This window comes from Ruegeria sp. K7, from assembly GCF_056531785.1.
The window spans coordinates 120163-135620 of the sequence record NZ_JBQFMJ010000010.1; the positions used below are offsets into that span (position 1 = coordinate 120163).

The 15458-nt window shown below is 58.2% G+C and carries 13 protein-coding genes; 7 read left to right on the plus strand and 6 right to left on the minus strand.

The window, feature by feature from the left end; all coding sequences use genetic code 11:
* Positions 1-3 precede the first annotated feature (3 nt).
* Positions 4-876: an NAD(P)-dependent oxidoreductase gene (locus ACR0FE_RS16165; RefSeq protein WP_480913888.1), complete on the plus strand. Its 873-nt coding sequence runs from the start codon at positions 4-6 to the stop codon at positions 874-876.
* Positions 877-975: 99 nt separating this feature from the next.
* The gene (locus ACR0FE_RS16170) at positions 976-4038 is read left to right on the plus strand and encodes an aminotransferase class III-fold pyridoxal phosphate-dependent enzyme (RefSeq protein WP_480913890.1); all 3063 of its coding nucleotides are present in this window, start codon (positions 976-978) and stop codon (positions 4036-4038) included.
* Between the two features lie 53 nt (positions 4039-4091).
* On the opposite strand, the gene ACR0FE_RS16175 is transcribed toward ACR0FE_RS16170, so the two are convergent.
* On the minus strand, positions 4092-4568 hold the full coding sequence (locus ACR0FE_RS16175) for a hypothetical protein (RefSeq protein WP_170615876.1): 477 nt from the start codon (positions 4566-4568) through the stop codon (positions 4092-4094).
* Positions 4565-4732: a hemin uptake protein HemP gene (hemP, locus tag ACR0FE_RS16180; RefSeq protein ID WP_170615874.1), complete on the minus strand. Its 168-nt coding sequence runs from the start codon at positions 4730-4732 to the stop codon at positions 4565-4567. Before hemP ends, ACR0FE_RS16175 begins: the two co-directional genes overlap by 4 nt.
* A gap of 223 nt (positions 4733-4955) precedes the next feature.
* On the opposite strand from hemP, the gene ACR0FE_RS16185 reads away from it, so the two are divergent.
* Positions 4956-5630, plus strand: a complete 675-nt coding sequence (locus ACR0FE_RS16185; RefSeq protein WP_480913892.1) for an HAD-IA family hydrolase — start codon at positions 4956-4958, stop codon at positions 5628-5630.
* A 536-nt stretch (positions 5631-6166) separates the two neighbouring features.
* Complete coding sequence (locus tag ACR0FE_RS16190; protein WP_480913894.1) at positions 6167-7027, plus strand: DUF5672 family protein; 861 nt, start codon at positions 6167-6169, stop codon at positions 7025-7027.
* Between the two features lie 58 nt (positions 7028-7085).
* Here ACR0FE_RS16190 and rfbA read toward each other — a convergent pair whose 3' ends face one another.
* Genes rfbA through rfbC form a run of 4 tightly spaced genes read right to left on the minus strand, consistent with a single transcriptional unit; the run spans position 7086 to position 10418 of the window.
* On the minus strand, positions 7086-7958 hold the full coding sequence (gene rfbA, locus ACR0FE_RS16195; RefSeq protein ID WP_170806934.1) for a glucose-1-phosphate thymidylyltransferase RfbA: 873 nt from the start codon (positions 7956-7958) through the stop codon (positions 7086-7088).
* Entirely contained in the window at positions 7955-8809 is an 855-nt protein-coding gene (gene rfbD, locus ACR0FE_RS16200) for a dTDP-4-dehydrorhamnose reductase (protein WP_480913896.1), read from the minus strand. Before rfbD ends, rfbA begins: the two co-directional genes overlap by 4 nt.
* Positions 8806-9855, minus strand: coding sequence for a dTDP-glucose 4,6-dehydratase (gene rfbB, locus ACR0FE_RS16205; protein ID WP_480913898.1), 1050 nt, complete (start codon positions 9853-9855; stop codon positions 8806-8808). Before rfbB ends, rfbD begins: the two co-directional genes overlap by 4 nt.
* The gene (gene rfbC / locus ACR0FE_RS16210) at positions 9852-10418 is read right to left on the minus strand and encodes a dTDP-4-dehydrorhamnose 3,5-epimerase (protein ID WP_170615854.1); all 567 of its coding nucleotides are present in this window, start codon (positions 10416-10418) and stop codon (positions 9852-9854) included. Before rfbC ends, rfbB begins: the two co-directional genes overlap by 4 nt.
* A 238-nt stretch (positions 10419-10656) precedes the next feature.
* Here rfbC and ACR0FE_RS16215 point away from each other — a divergent pair, with 238 nt between their 5' ends.
* The 3 genes from ACR0FE_RS16215 to ACR0FE_RS16225 all read left to right on the plus strand — a co-directional run bounded on the left by ACR0FE_RS16215 (position 10657) and on the right by ACR0FE_RS16225 (position 15450).
* Positions 10657-12192, plus strand: a complete 1536-nt coding sequence (locus ACR0FE_RS16215; protein ID WP_480913900.1) for a formylglycine-generating enzyme family protein — start codon at positions 10657-10659, stop codon at positions 12190-12192.
* A gap of 305 nt (positions 12193-12497) precedes the next feature.
* A complete protein-coding gene (locus ACR0FE_RS16220) occupies positions 12498-13787 on the plus strand; it encodes a peptidoglycan-binding domain-containing protein (protein ID WP_170615850.1) in 1290 nt (429 codons plus the stop codon).
* Positions 13788-14001: 214 nt separating this feature from the next.
* Positions 14002-15450 (plus strand): peptidoglycan-binding domain-containing protein, encoded by a 1449-nt coding sequence (locus ACR0FE_RS16225; protein WP_170682199.1) that lies wholly within the window; start codon positions 14002-14004, stop codon positions 15448-15450.
* The last annotated feature ends 8 nt before the right edge of the window (positions 15451-15458 follow it).

A 15458-nucleotide genomic window follows, 5' to 3' on the forward strand; every position in this document is an offset into this window, starting at 1 on the left:
CTGATGGCAAAACTCGCGTTCCTAGGTCTTGGTGTCATGGGTTATCCCATGGCTGGCCACCTGCAGGCAGCAGGGCATGACGTCACCGTTTGCAACCGCACGGCGAAACGGGCCGAGGCCTGGGTTGATCAGCACGGCGGCGCAATGGCGGGAACCCCGGCTGAGGCCGCGCAAGGCGCGGAACTGGTCTTTGCCTGTGTGGGCAATGATGACGACCTGCGCGCGATCTGCACCGGCGAGAACGGCGCTTTTGACGGCATGTCGCAAGGTGCCGTCTTTGTCGATCACACCACGGTATCCGCCAAAGTGACGCAAGAGCTTGCATCGGTTGCGGATGATGGGGGATTTGCCTTTGTGGACGCACCCATTTCGGGTGGCCAGTCGGGCGCCGAGAACGGCGTTCTGTCCATCATGTGCGGCGGTGCGCAAACCGCCTATGACAAGGCCGAGCCGGTCATGCAGGTCTATTCGAAGATATGCCGCCGCATCGGCGACAGCGGCGCGGGCCAGTTGACGAAGATGAGCAACCAGATCGCCATCGCCGGTGTTGTGCAGGGTCTCAGCGAAGCCCTGCACTTTGCCGAGAAAGCCGGGCTTGACGGCCGTGCCGTGATCGAGGTGATCAGTCAGGGTGCTGCCGGAAGCTGGCAGATGGAAAACCGGCATGAAACGATGCTGGACGATCATTTCGACTACGGGTTCGCGGTGGACTGGATGCGGAAAGATCTGGGTATTTGTCTGGACGAGGCAAACAGGAACGGCGCGTCGCTGCCGCTGACGGCATTGGTTGATCAGTTCTACAAGGACGTTCAGAAACTGGGCGGCGGGCGGTGGGACACCTCTTCCCTGATCAAACGCTTGCGCGCGCTGGACTGAAGGCAAGGCGGCTGCCCCGTTTTGCCGTAAGCGGCAGTTCACCCCCGAGATATTTGGGCACAAAAGAAGAGATCGGCTTTGGGAAAGGACACAAAGCGCATGAATGATCTGACGCAATTCTGGGCGGACGCGCTGCGAGCGACCTGGGGGATCGAAGCGAGGCTGACCCGGCTGGACGGCGAATACGATCTGAACTTCCTGGCCGAAGCCACTAACGGACGGGACTACGTTCTCAAGTTGATGCGGGCCGGGTGTGAGGCCGAGTTTGTGGACCTGCAGGTTCAGGCATTGCGCCATATCTCATCCGAGGCCCCCGGCCTGCCGTTCCCGGCGGTCATCCCGGACCTTACCGGTGGATTGCTGCCCGAAATCCCGGACGATCAGGGTCAGCCGAGACTTGCTTGGTTGCTGGAGCGTCTGCCGGGCCAGTGCTACGCCAAGGCCGCGCCCAAAACCGACGAGCTGATCATGAAGTTGGGCCGTGTTCTTGGAGCAACGGACCGTGCTCTGGAAAGGTTCGACCATTCAGGGCTGAGCAGGGAGCATTTCAAATGGGATCTGACACAGGCCCGGTGGATTTCCGGCAGGCTTGAGGTTGTTTCGGATCCCAACCGACGCGCGTTGCTGACCGAAATCTGTGATGGGTTCCATGAGGTATCCGGCAGGTTGGCCGCAATGCCCAGGCAGGCCATCCACAATGACGCAAACGATTACAACATTCTTGTTGAGGGAGAGCTTGGACAACGCCAGAAGATCTCGGGCCTGATTGATCTGGGCGACATGTGTGCGGCGCCGCGCATCTGTGACCTCGCGATTGCCGGGGCCTATATTGTCCTGGATCATCCCAGGCCCGAACGCGCCCTGACGGCGCTGGTGCGTGGCTATCACGCCGCCAACCCGCTGCGCACCGACGAAGTCGACCTGATCTGGCCGTTGCTGCGGATGCGTCTTGCGGTGTCTGTCGTGAATTCAACTCTGATGGCGGCTGAAAACCCGGATGATCCCTATGTCACCATCTCGCAGGCTCCGGCCTGGCGGTTCCTAGAGAACACATCCGTCAATGGCAGTCTGATGCCCGCCCGCCTGCGCGCGGCCTGCGGGCTGCCGGTCACGGACGGGGCCGAGCGTATCCACGCCTATCTGTCCGACCACCGCGGCCAGTTTGCGCAGATGTTCGGGCAGGATCTGGCGGATGTGCCGATGGGATCGCTTTCGGTCGAAAATTCGACCTGGCCTCAGAACCCGTTCCATATGCCTCTGGAAGAGGCCGCCCGCGTGGGCGCCGAGTTCGGCGATGGCCTGTGGCTGGGGTATTACAACGAGCCGCGCCTGATTTATGCCGAGCCCGGTTTCCGTAAGGGACCTTGGAAGGCCTCGGACCGGCGGACTGTTCATCTGGCCGTTGATGTCTTCGCGCCTGCCGGAACCGTGCTGTACGCCCCGATGAGCGGACGTGTTGAAGTGGTCGAGAACCGCGATGCCCATCTGGATTACGGCGGCGTTGTGATCCTGCATCATGAAACCCCCGAAGGCGATCCGTTCTATACCTTATATGGTCACCTGGACCCCGAGGTCTGTGCGCGGCTGAAGCCGGGCGATCCCGTCGCGCAGGGCGCGGCCTTTGCCCGCCTCGGGGATGCCAGTCAGAATGGAGGCTGGGCCCCTCATGTGCATTTCCAGCTGGCCCTGACCACCACCGGGATGGAGGCGGACTGGCCCGGTGTCGGCGACCCGGACGAGATGTATCTGTGGCACGCAGTATGCCCGAACCCTGCAGCAATACTAAACCTGCCGGACGACAGGGTGTTTTATCGCCCGACCGACAAACAGGCGATCCTGCGCGGGCGCCAGGACCATTTCGGTGGCAACCTGTCGCTGACCTATGACGATCCGGTCATGCTGGTCCGTGGCTGGAGGCATCATCTGTTCGACGAGTGGGGCCGCCCCTATCTGGACGCCTATAACAACGTCCCCCACGTGGGCCATGCACATCCCCGCATTCAGGCGGTCGCAGCGGACCAACTGAAGCGGATGAACTCGAACACGCGCTATCTTCACCCGGCTCAAACGGCATTTGCCGACAAGATTCTGTCGAAACTGCCGGATAACCTCGAGGTCTGCTTCTTCGTGAACTCGGGGACCGAGGCGAACGAACTGGCCTTGCGGCTGGCGCGGGCGCACACGGGGGCAAAAGGGATCGTAACGCCGGATCACGGCTACCACGGCAACACCAATGCGGCTGTGGCGATCTCGGCCTACAAGTTCAACAAGCCCGGCGGTGTGGGGCAGGCGGATTGGGTCGAACTGGTCGAAGTGGCCGACGACTATCGCGGTTCATTCCGACGTGACGATTCCGACCGTGCCGCGAAGTTCGCAGACTTGGTGGACCCCGCGATTGCCGCATTGAAGGCCAAAGGACATGGGGTAGCGGGCTTCATCGCGGAAACCTTCCCATCGGTCGGCGGCCAGATCATTCCACCCAAGGGCTATCTTCCGGCCGTTTACGAAAAAATTCGGGCCGCAGGTGGCGTTTGCATTGCGGACGAAGTGCAGACCGGCCTTGGCCGGCTGGGCGAGTATTATTTCGGCTTTGAACATCAGGGGGCACTGCCCGACATCGTTGTCATGGGCAAACCCATCGGCAATGGCCATCCGTTGGGCGTTCTGGTCACGACCAAGGAAATCGCGAACAGCTTCGACAATGGCATCGAGTTCTTTTCGACTTTCGGCGGTTCGACCCTGTCCTGCCGGATTGGCAAAGAGGTGCTGGACATCGTCGACGACGAGGGATTGCAGGACAATGCCCGGAATATGGGTGTACGCCTGATGGACGGCCTGCGCGGGATTGAGGCCGATTTCGGCTGCGTCGGGGATGTACGCGGGATGGGTCTGTTTCTGGGCGTCGAACTGATCAACCCTGACGGATCGGAAGGAACCGAGATCTGCAAGTTCGTCAAAAACCGGATGCGGGATCATCGCATTCTGATCGGAAGCGAGGGTCCAAAGGACAATATCCTGAAGATTCGCCCGCCGCTGACGATCGAGGCTGAAGACGTGGACATGATCCTTTGGGCCTTGAGAAGCGTTCTGAGCGAAGTGGGTGATTATGCACCCACCCCAGTCTGCGATCACGACCACCATGTTGGTTGCAGTTGCTGCTGAATTCAGAAGAACCCCGCTGCGCAGCGCGGGGTTCTCTCATCATTCGGTCTCTTTCAATGTAAAGTAGCTGCCGGGGTATGATGCCCCGTGTTGGGCAACGGAGCCGAGATGGTCATTCGGCGCAGCGCCAGCCCAAATTCTTCGGACAGACAGACAAGCGCCGGTGCAAAATCCGGCCTGATAATAAGCGAGGCCATCATCATCGCATCCTCTCGCGCCCCTTCGGATGCGGCAGCAATCATCTGCGCAAAGCAGTTTTCGTCCGCACCCAGGCATGCGCAGTTCAAGCCGTGGCGTATCAGAGGTCGGCGCCCATGGTTGGCGCACAGCGAGCACAACCTGTCCAAGGTCAGCATTGCGGCGCGACCGTGATCATTACCCAAAGCGATTTCAAAATCGCTTGCGGCATCAGCGCGACCGTTGGCACCGTTTCCCCACAGCCGCAGATACATGACGGCTCCTGCCTCGACCGGGCTCAGATCCGCCAAATGTCCAACCGTTGCCCCGCCGCGCGAGGACTGCGCGCTCATTTCGTGAGGATCAGCTTGCCGGCACGGGTGATGCGCAGCGTGTACAGCTGGTCCCCCAACTCGATATGAGCCAGATTTCCACCCTTGGTCAGGTCTTCCGCCTTATGAGCTGGCAACATGGAAACGGCATAGGCCTGGCTTGGATTCGGGTTCTGCATGTTCATCGGGCAACTCCGGATAGGTTTTGGCAAATCGCCTTGATCTGATTGCGTTTTTCAACGATCTGGCTGACCCGGAGCCGGGTTGGCTGACTGTCTGCGCCTTAATCTGATTATTTTACTCAGGTTTGTCAAGCATGTGCCTTCACATTTCCGCATAACTGTTTGATTGCGTCGGGCCGGGACACCGGGTAGGTCTTGGAACGCATTGATACCGGTGGACATTTTTGTGACTGCAACCCTTGTATTCGATCTGGATGGAACCCTGCTCGACAGCCTCGCCGACATTGCGGCGGCGGCAAACCGAATGCTGGATGATGTCGGTCATCGACCGTTGGAACAGAACACTATCCGGCAATTCGTTGGAAACGGCCTTCCCAAACTGGTCGAGCGGGTCATCCATCATTGCGGCCTTCCCCTTGAACAGCATTTCGACCTGACACAGAGAACCCTGGCCCACTACAACGCCGCCAGCAGCGTCCACACCGTTGCGTATCCCGGCATGATCCAGGCGCTGCATGCGCTTAGCGAAATGGGCTGTGCGATGGGTGTATGCACCAACAAACCCGAACGGCCCGCCCGGCACATCCTGGAAGCGCAGGGAATGTCAGGTTTCTTTGATGCTGTTTTCGGTGGCGATACATTGAACATACGCAAGCCCAATCCGGCCCATCTTAATGCCTGCTTCGAAGCCCTGCCCGACGCAGGACCGCGGCTGTTTGTCGGAGACAGCGAAGTTGACGCTGAAACGGCGCGCCGCGCGCAGGTGCCTTTTTTGCTTTTCACCAATGGTTACCGGAAATCGGCCATTTCGGACATTCACCATGATGTCGTGTACAACGATGCATTGGAACTGCCCGCGCTTGTCGCGCGGTTGGCGACTGGTCAGGCCGGAGATCTGTAAACTTTCCTAAAAGGGGTAAGGGGCCGGCCGAGGGGGTAAGTAGCCAGCCCCTTCTTGGGGGAAAAGTGGTTTGGTCTGTTTAGACCCGGTATCTGAAATACATAATTAACGATTCGCGGCTGACAGCGATATTGGGGGATTCCCGTAGGACCCAGTTTTCACGCCCATGAACACCGATTTTCCTGACAGAATGCGGCTCGAGGATTGGTGGCCAATGCCGCAGATACTTGAGTGTATCTGGCCTGGATTGCCCCACTGGATTGGCCGGATGCATCCCGGGGGCAAAGATCGGATTGACACTTCAGCCCAAATCATCAATGTGCCACGGGGTTACTAGACAACCTGAGGGTCATGGCGTCAGCATCACCTGTTACGGCAGGACAAGCGCCGAGTATCGTTGGCAATCAATTGCGGTGCTGTTAGATTGAGAGCAGAAATGAAGAAAATTTCGCTCAACCTGACAGTTTGGCTGAATCCTGTATCGGCCAGCTAATATTGCAAGATTACAAATAGTTGGCCTATGAAGGGGCGAATTCATGAAAGTGCCGCACAGTTCAGACGCAGAAAACACTTCTGGCTGCTGCAACGTTGTCGTGCCCGTTCACCGGGAACTGACGGACACGGAAATGGCGGCCCTTCTGCACAATGTCAGGATACTGAAGTCACACGATGTCACCATTCTGGGGCCAGACGCCCTGTGCGATTACCTGGAAAACACGGTCACAAAAAACGTCCTGCGGGAAACGGAAGGAACAGCGCGGTCCCTTTGCCTGTCCGATTCCCATTTTGTCAGCATCGACTCGTACAACCAACTGATGATCAGTCAGGAGTTTTATGACCAATTTGCTGATTTTTCCTACATCCTGATTTGCCAGGTCGATTGTCTGATCATTCAGGATCATCTCGATTCCTGGACCGCGCATGGATATTCCTTTGTCGGAGCGCCGGTTTTTGACGGGTACAGCCAGCCAAACCTGCCGTATGACTTCACCGGTGAACTGAACGGTGGATTGTCCCTTCGCAAGATCAGCGATTGCCGCAGGGTGACGCATGAGGCGCTTTTCCTGACTTGCGCAGGTGCCGTCAGAATAGCCAACAAGGTTGGTGCCGTGGCCCTGGCAAACCAGGTGCTTCGTCTGTTCGGAAAAACAATTATTCCCGTAAAACCCGGCGTGAACGAGGATGTAATCTGGACCAGCCTGGTGCCGCGTTATTTCAGCGGGTTTACAATTCCCACTCCGATGCAGGCGTCGCGGTTCGCGTTTGAGGCGGCCCCGGAATATCTGCTGGAATGCAACGACGGGAAGCTGCCATTTGGCTGCCACGCTTTCCAAAGATACGGCAGCACGTTCTGGCGCAAATATTTTCCGGACGAGTATTTCAGCGCCGACCGGTAATCCGGCCTGCGCAATATTCAGCAGTCTAAAAAAAACCGCGGATCGGAACCCGGTGGGACTAGTCCACCAGGTTGCGCAGGTATTTTCCGTATGCCGTTTTCCGAAATAGTTTCGCGCGTTTCAGAAGCTGCTCCTGCGAAATCCAGCCGTGTTCGAACGCAATCTCTTCCGGGCACCCGACCTGCTGACCTTGCCGGTTCGATAGTGTGTGCACGAAGTTTCCGGCCTCAAGCAATGACGCATGTGTGCCGGTGTCCAGCCAGGCATAACCGCGCCCCATTTGCCTGACGCGCAATGTTCCGTCGTCCAGGTACGTCTCAAGCAGGGAGGTAATTTCAAGTTCTCCGCGTTCCGACGGCTTGACCCGCCGCGCGCGCTCTGGCGCAGTACCGTCCAGAAAATACAGACCCGTCACGGCATAGTTCGACGGTGGCACTTTGGGCTTTTCAATGATGCTCTGCACTGCGCCTGTCGCATCAAAGCCTACCACGCCATAACGTTCCGGGTCGGCCACACGATAGCCAAAAACGGTTCCGCCTGTGCTTTGCGCATCGGCCTTTTGCAGTTGGGTCGGCAGACCATGGCCAAAGAAGATGTTGTCCCCCAGCACCATCGCCGACGGCGCGCCGTTCAGAAATTCTTCGGCCAGCAGATAGGCTTGCGCCAGACCGTCCGGCGACGGCTGGGTGATGTAGGTCAGTTCCAGACCCCACTGGCTGCCATCCCCCAGCGTGCGCTGAAACTGGTCCTGATCCTGGGGCGTGGTGATGATGCAGATCTCGCGGATTCCCGTCAGCATCAGTACCGACAGCGGATAATAGATCATCGGCTTGTCGTAGATCGGCAGAAGCTGTTTGGACACACCCATCGTGATCGGGTACAGACGGGTGCCCGAGCCGCCGGCCAGAATGATACCTTTACGGTTCGTCATGATGAAATCTCTTTGCTGTTCAATACGTCGCGCAGGCCGGCCCGCCAATCGGGGCGTTCCAGACCGCAGGCAGACAGGCTGCCGCAGTCCATTCGCGAATTCAGGGGCCGTTTGGCCGGAGTAGGATAGTCAGAGGTCGGAATACCCGTAACAGTCACGGACCGACCGGCTTGCGAGAAAATCTCGCGCGCAAATCCGGCCCAGCTGACGTCCGGTGAACCGCCAAAATGCAGGGTTGCGCTGTCCATCTCACCAGCCTTCAGGCGGTCGGCCAGATGCAGGCAGGCCCGCGCGATGTCCGCAGCCGGGGTCGGGCCGCCAATCTGATCGTCTACAACGTTCAGCGCATCCCGGGTTTCAGACAGGCGCAGCATGGTTTTGACAAAGTTGTTGCCATGGGCCGAGAACACCCACGAGGTGCGCATTATGGCGTGACGGCAGGTGCTGGCCCCGATCGCCGTTTCACCAGCCAGCTTTGTGCGGCCATAGGTGTTGATCGGGTGCGTGGCATCTTCCGGCCGGTGCGGGGCCTCACCCGAGCCGTCAAATACGTAATCGGTCGAAATATGCACCAACGGAATGCCCAGCGCGGAACAGGTCCGGGCAATGGCCCCAACCGTTGTGCCGTTGACGGCCATTGCTGTCTCGGCCTCATCTTCAGCCCGATCCACGGCGGTATAGGCTGCGGCATTGATCACCGCTTGCGGCCGGTGCGTTTCGATGGCGGCCTGGCACTGTTCCGGGTTGGTCAAATCCGCTGCATCGCGGCCAAGAAACACGATCTCGCGCTGGCCCGCATTCAGGGCGATTTCCTGGGCGACCTGCCCGGTTTTTCCAAAGACAAGGATCATTTTCCCGTCCCCAGTCGCTGACCAACACCGTCGCGGTTTTGCAGCGCGCGCCACCAGTCTTCGTTGTCCAGATACCACTGGACGGTTTTTTCCAGCCCTTCCTCGACGGTTACGGACGGGCTCCAACCCAACTCATTGCGAATGCGGGTCGGGTCTATGGCATACCGTGCGTCATGGCCGGGACGATCGGTTACAAAGGTGATCTGATCTGCGTAAGACCCGCTGTCTTTTGGACGTTTGCGGTCAAGGATTTCGCAAAGGGTTTTGACCAGTTCCAGATTGGTGCGCTCGTTTTCCCCACCGATGTTGTAGGTGCGACCAACCTGCCCCTTTTGCACGACCAGCAGAAGCGCATCCGCGTGATCTTCCACGTACAGCCAGTCACGGATGTTCGAACCATCCCCGTAGATCGGCAGCGGCTTGCCCGCCAGAGCATTGAGGATGATCACGGGGATCAGCTTTTCAGGAAAATGGAACGGTCCGTAATTGTTAGAACAATTGGTCAGCACGACCGGCAGGCCGTATGTTTCGGCCCAGGCGCGAACAAGGTGATCGCTTGCCGCTTTCGAAGCGGAATAGGGCGAACGGGGATCGTAGGACGTCTCTTCGGTGAACTGAACCTGCGGGTCGGCGGGCAGCGAGCCATAAACCTCATCCGTCGAGATGTGGTGAAACCGGAACGCCTCGGGCTGACCCATACGTGTCCAGTATGCTCTTGCAGCTTCGAGCATCTGATAGGTGCCCGTGATGTTGGTTTCGATGAAATCGCCCGGCCCGTCGATCGACCGGTCAACATGGCTTTCCGCCGCCAGATGCATGACCGCGTCCGGCTCATGATCTGCAAACACCTTGTCCAGGGCTGCGCGATCACGAATATCGGCCTGCACAAAACTGTAATTGGGGTGGTTGGTCACACTGGCCACGTTTTCAAGACACGCCGCGTATGTCAGCGCATCCAGGTTGACCACGCTGTGCCCGTCACGAATGGCCTGACGAACAACTGCGGATCCAATGAACCCGGCCCCGCCGGTCACGAGAATTTTCATTTCTGACCTTCATATACAAACGGATTGTCCAAAGCCGCCAGTGTCACGGCCGCTTCATCCTTGGCGCTCAGCACAGGATCAATTTCCAGCTCCCAGTCGATACCGATATCGGCATCGTCGAACCGGACCGAGCGGTCGCAGTCCGGGGCGTAGTAGTCCGAACACTTGTAGACGATCTCGGTGTCCGGCTCACGGGTGACGAAACCATGCAAAAACCCGGCCGGAATCAGCAGTTGCTTGCCGTTCTCGGCACTCAGTTCAACGCCCACCCATTTCCCATAGGTCGGGCTGCCCTTGCGAATATCGACCGCCACATCAAACAACCGTCCGCGCCCACAGCGCACCAGCTTGTCCTGCGCGTGAGGCGGAGTTTGCATATGCAGCCCGCGCAGCGTTCCCACCGTTGCAGACACCGAATGATTGTCCTGAACAAACTCGAAGTTCAGCCCTGCATCCTCCATGCGTTTCCGGTTCCAGCTTTCGGAAAAGAAGCCACGGTTGTCGCCAAAGCGTGCTGGCGTGAGGATTTTCACACCTTCTAATGAAGTATCTTCTATCTGCATCAAAAAACTTCCTGCCGTTTCAATCGCAAATGTTCGGTTTGTCGGTTGCCCACCCTCTAACCCGCCTGATGTGGAATTACCACCACGCGAACGTGATTTCGGCAAGAACCACCAGACTGCCTCAGTTGCAATCTGTTTCATCTGTGCAAAACTGTCTCCTGCCCGATGCAGGGTGGTTACAGAATTTTGGGGAGTTCCGATTTTGCCCGTATCTGCTCGACTGAGCCTGTGTTTTTTCATGGCTTGGCTGTCTTCGGCTTGGGCAAGCGACGCCCCATGGCCCCCCATTCTGATCGATCCTTCCAGCCAGTTGCACGGCCCTGCGGATCTGGTCTTGCCGATGCCTTGTGGCGGTGGCATGGCCTTTCAGAAAGTCAACGTGCCGGTCGATATCGCCCGCCCGTTGTCGGACCGACCCTTTCGTATGGGGCAGTCTGACGCCGATACCGCTTTTTCGGACTACCTCAAGCCCACCTATCTGCGCGGGGCATTCGACGACCCCGAAAACAGTGTCAGCTACTATTATATTGCCCGGTACGAATTGAATGAGGCTCAGTACCGCGCCATCAACATGAATTGCGACAGCGGCTTCAAACCGGTCGAAGCCCGGGCCAAAGGCGGATTAAGTTGGTTCGAAGCCGTTGATCTCTCGCGCGCCTATTCCGAATGGCTGATGCAGAACGCCCGCGACAGCCTGCCCCGGCAAGGTGACCGCACCGGCTTTCTGCGGCTGCCGACCGAACCTGAATGGGAATATGCCGCCCGCGGTGGCGCAAAAGCCGACGCCGCGGTATTTGCCGCCCGCAGGTTCTTCTCCGAAGGGACGTTGTCCGATTACGCCGCCTATCTGGCGCCTGGCAGCGGCAGCACCAAGCTCAGCATCATCGGAGCGCGACGGAAACCCAACCCGCTGGGCCTTCTGGATATCTATGGCAATGTTGAGGAGTTGATGCTTGAACCGTTCCGCCTGAATGCCATCGGGCGCAGTCACGGCCAGTCTGGCGGACTGGTCACGCGTGGCGGTTCGGTCGATCAGGAAGACGCGCAAATCTACACCGCGCGCCGCAATGAATACCCGATGTACAGCAGCCTGAATGGTCAGGCTCTAGCCGGCGAATACTTTGGTGTCAGGCTGGTCATCAGTGCCGCCGTGGTATCCGAAGACCGCTATGACGCGATCCGGGATGGCTGGACGCAAGAGGCTGATCGGTCCTCGGAAGAGCAATCTGACCCACTGGCAACCCTGAACGCGCTGCTGGAAGAGGAAGTGGACCCCCGCCGCAAATCTGCCTTGGGCGATCTTCAGCTGGAATTTCGCATCGCGCGGGAACAGGCTGCGGAATCCCTGTTTCAAGCCGCAAAATCCACGCTCCTGAGCGGGGCAGCTTTCGTAGAGACCTTGATCGAAGGCAGCCGCGAAATTCAGCAACTGGAACGGGACAGCCTGCGCCTGCTGGACACGATCAAGGTCACGGTCGGCAATCAACGCACCCAACTGATGCAGACATTGAACCTGAACCTCGACCGGCTGGATGCCTTGCGGGCAAGCCGGGATACGTACTTGCTGTCTTACCGGGCAACGCTTGAGACCTTGGGTTCCGACGTCGAAACAGAAATCCGTGAACGCGCCTATGAAGGGCTGACGCAGGATCTGGCCCAGGCGGAACAGGCGCAGCTTTTGGCAATGCTCAACCGGTTCTGGACGGATATGGGGCTTTATCTTGAAGAACCGGACATGGAGAAAGATCAACTGCTGCTGATCGCTATTCAGTAGGGTGAACCTGGGCGGTTTGTGGACCCATTCATTTGGCTGAGCGCCCCCCCGCAAATCTGAATGACAAAAAGCTGTTTCGGGCAAAAATCCGGGCACGCTCCGTCCCTTGGCGCCCTAATGCATGTTTGCGCTATGGGTCAGACTTGCGGCCAAAAAAACCGAAGACTAAAACCAACTCTTTAAAAAGAAATCGTAAAAATCGACCATCTCTCCGACCCTGAGCGATAACAATTTTTGTAACGGGCAATTTTGAACGGCGCTGGCTAGCGTTGGTCCCAGATAGTTTTTTGCTTAGGGGGTCGACAATGGCACGCAGTATTTTCAAACACACGCTGGGCGGCGCATTGGCCGCATCCATGTTGATGACAGCATCGGTCGAACGCGCAAACGCGGGCGCGAAGGAAGTGATCGGTACAGCGATGCTGTTATGTCTCGCCAATCCAAACATCTGCCCAAGAAACAAACCAAGACCTCCCGGCAGAAAGCCGGTCCCAACGCCCGTTCTAAGCGAGGAAGAACGTCAACAAAACCGCGACGTGCAAAACGCCTTGAACACATTCGGCTTTCCGGTCGGAAACGCTGACGGAGTATTGGGCCGCCGGAGCCGCGCAGCCATCCGCGATTATCAATACTTCATGGGCGATCCCGCCAACGGACGCCTGTCTCAGTGGGAACGGGATACATTGATCAACGCATGGCGCAAGTATCAGGCTGGCGCGGGCAACGCATATCCCCGTCTAATGGCCGCCGAAGGCCCACGTGGCCTGCTGAAGCTTGAACGCAACCCCGGCTATGCTGGGCATTATGGCGACGGGCAGCAGCCGCAGCCATACCCATCGCCACAACCCTTAGACGGTGGTATTGTCGATCCGAACAAATCGTCCCCGCCACCCATCATCGGCGAACTGCCCAAACGCATAGGCACACCCGTCAAATCTGTGGCCGCGCGTTGCGAACTGGTGGATGCCACCTCGAAAATCCAGGGCGGACTGATCCACGCGGACAATGTGACCGATCACCATCAGGCGCTGAGTGAAAAACTGTGCGAGGCACGCGGGCTTGTCATTACTTTGGGACAGTCCTCGCAGTCCCATTTCGCAGTTTCCGAAACCGAAATGACGGAAATCTGCAATCACATCAAAGCCACATTCTCGGGCACAATCAGTGCTCTTCCCGGAACGCCGGTGCAGTCCACCCTGGACAGCGCGCGGAATGCGAATGCTACGCTTGGGCTGAATATGCCCCAGATTGCCCGGGACTATGGCGAGATCTGCACAGGAATGGGGTATCGCATGGACGACGCAGAGATGGCGCTGGCCGGTGCCCTTTCACTGACCGCATCCGGCCACGCTGCATATGGCGAACTGGTTGGCCACCACCTGCGGGAAGGTTTCGGCACGGCCGAAGCTCCGAAGGCGTCGGTCGAGTGGTATGCGAACGCGATGACGGCACTGGAAAATGGTGCGCCGGCCGTTTTCATGGCCAGCGCCACACAGGATCGCATCAGCGTAATCCGCAAGGCAATGCAAATCGCGGAAACGCAGGCTGCACTTCACGGTGTTCCCGTAAATGCCCAATGGTCGGCAGGTAATTGACGATTTATCGAGATACTGTTTCGACATTAAGGGTCATTACGCCTGAATTGTCGAAGTTTTAGGGCGCCATCCCCACCCTCGGCGTCCTAAAATTATTTGTTTTCAATGCTCAATTGCATGGGTGCAAACAGGTGACATTTTTTGTAACATGCACTGAATCACATGTTTAAGTAAGAATAGCGATATAGATTTTGGGTAAGGAGGTGACTTAAAGATGCCACGTCATATTTTAAATAAATCCGTCGGCGGCGCATTGCTGGTCTCCCTGATGATTACCACGGGCGTCAGCCGCGCAAGTGCAGATTTGGCAGATGTGATTATCGGCGGCGGTGCCGCTGTGATCCTTGGGTGCGCTACAGGCGCAATCAACTGCAACAAAAACAAAAAACGCAGCCAAACGACGACAACGCGCCGCTCGACGGTGAATTCTGCCCAGCGGCAGCAAAACCGTGAGGTTCAGAGCGCGCTGAACGGCTTCGGCTGGAATGCGGGAACGGTCGACGGCGTGATGGGAAACCGCAGCCGCGCTGCGATCCGTGATTATCAGGGTTACATGGGATACCCCCAGACCGGCCAGCTTTCGGATTGGGAACGTCAGAACCTGGTCAACGGATGGCGGCAGTATCAGTCAGGTGCCGGTGGCGCCTATCCCCGTACGATGGCTGCTGAAGGCCCGCGCGGATTGCTGAACATCGGTCGTGACCCCAACTATGCCGCACGTTATGGCGACAATGCCGGGCCAAACTACGGTGCAAATACTCCCAATTATGGCACCAACAACAACGGCATTGTTGACCCGTGGGCCAACAACGGCACTCAGGCCGCGGCGGCGCAGCCCCTGAACCAGGTACCACGCCAGCAGGTCCCGCAGGCTGTCATTCCCGACCAGCCCCAGCAGGGTGGCGGTCAGGTTATCGGCAATGGCGGCACGGTGCCAAAGCTCAAGCCCCTGAAGCCGGTTGGTCAGCCCACTGTATCCGCTGCCGCACGGTGCGAACTGGTTGACCAGACAACGCGCATTCAGGGCGGTGTGGTTCAGGCGTCGAACATGACAGATCCGAACCAGGCACTAAGCGAAAAGTTCTGCGAAGCACGTGGATTTGCCATCACGCAAGGTGGATCGCTCGCGTCGCAATACGCGGTGTCCGAAAACGAGATGACGGAGCTGTGCAGCCAGATTGCAGGCGGGTACTCCGACGTCATGTCCGGCCTGCCCACAACGGATCAGGCACAGGTCATGCCGGCGGTGCAATCGACCGCCACCCAGTTGGGTCTGAGCGACGCCGCAACAATGGGCGTCTATGGCCAGATCTGCCTGGGCATCGGTTATCGTCTGGATGATGCCGAAATGGCTCTGGCTGGCGCATTGACAATGATGGCTGCGGGTCAGGCTCCTTACGGAGAGCTGATTGGGCACCACCTGCGTGAAGGGTTCGGTGTGCCGGCGACCCCTGCGGCAGCGGTTCCGTGGTATGTGAACGCGATGGATTCACTGGAAAGCGGTGCAACGCCTGTTTTCGTCCCCAGCACGACAACCGAACGGGTTCAGGTCATCCGTTCTGCACTGCAGGTACAGAATCAGCGTGCAGGAAACAACGGGCAAAGCTTGCCCAGGGTGGTTCCGGTTGCAAATACGCTGCCGCTACTGACGCCCAAGGACTAAGCTACAAC

What these genes read in the sequence shown, in the direction of transcription:
- rfbC (WP_170615854.1), bottom strand. Translation starts at nt 10,418, where the DNA reads ATGCAGATAGAAGATACTTCATTAGAAGGTGTGAAAATCCTCACGCCA.
- rfbA (WP_170806934.1), bottom strand. Translation starts at nt 7,958, where the DNA reads ATGACGAACCGTAAAGGTATCATTCTGGCCGGCGGCTCGGGCACCCGT.
- rfbB (WP_480913898.1), bottom strand. Translation starts at nt 9,855, where the DNA reads ATGAAAATTCTCGTGACCGGCGGGGCCGGGTTCATTGGATCCGCAGTT.
- ACR0FE_RS16175 (WP_170615876.1), bottom strand. Translation starts at nt 4,568, where the DNA reads ATGAGCGCGCAGTCCTCGCGCGGCGGGGCAACGGTTGGACATTTGGCG.
- ACR0FE_RS16225 (WP_170682199.1), top strand. Translation starts at nt 14,002, where the DNA reads ATGCCACGTCATATTTTAAATAAATCCGTCGGCGGCGCATTGCTGGTC.
- ACR0FE_RS16190 (WP_480913894.1), top strand. Translation starts at nt 6,167, where the DNA reads ATGAAAGTGCCGCACAGTTCAGACGCAGAAAACACTTCTGGCTGCTGC.
- hemP (WP_170615874.1), bottom strand. Translation starts at nt 4,732, where the DNA reads ATGAACATGCAGAACCCGAATCCAAGCCAGGCCTATGCCGTTTCCATG.
- ACR0FE_RS16165 (WP_480913888.1), top strand. Translation starts at nt 4, where the DNA reads ATGGCAAAACTCGCGTTCCTAGGTCTTGGTGTCATGGGTTATCCCATG.
- rfbD (WP_480913896.1), bottom strand. Translation starts at nt 8,809, where the DNA reads ATGATCCTTGTCTTTGGAAAAACCGGGCAGGTCGCCCAGGAAATCGCC.
- ACR0FE_RS16220 (WP_170615850.1), top strand. Translation starts at nt 12,498, where the DNA reads ATGGCACGCAGTATTTTCAAACACACGCTGGGCGGCGCATTGGCCGCA.
- ACR0FE_RS16215 (WP_480913900.1), top strand. Translation starts at nt 10,657, where the DNA reads ATGGCTTGGCTGTCTTCGGCTTGGGCAAGCGACGCCCCATGGCCCCCC.
- ACR0FE_RS16170 (WP_480913890.1), top strand. Translation starts at nt 976, where the DNA reads ATGAATGATCTGACGCAATTCTGGGCGGACGCGCTGCGAGCGACCTGG.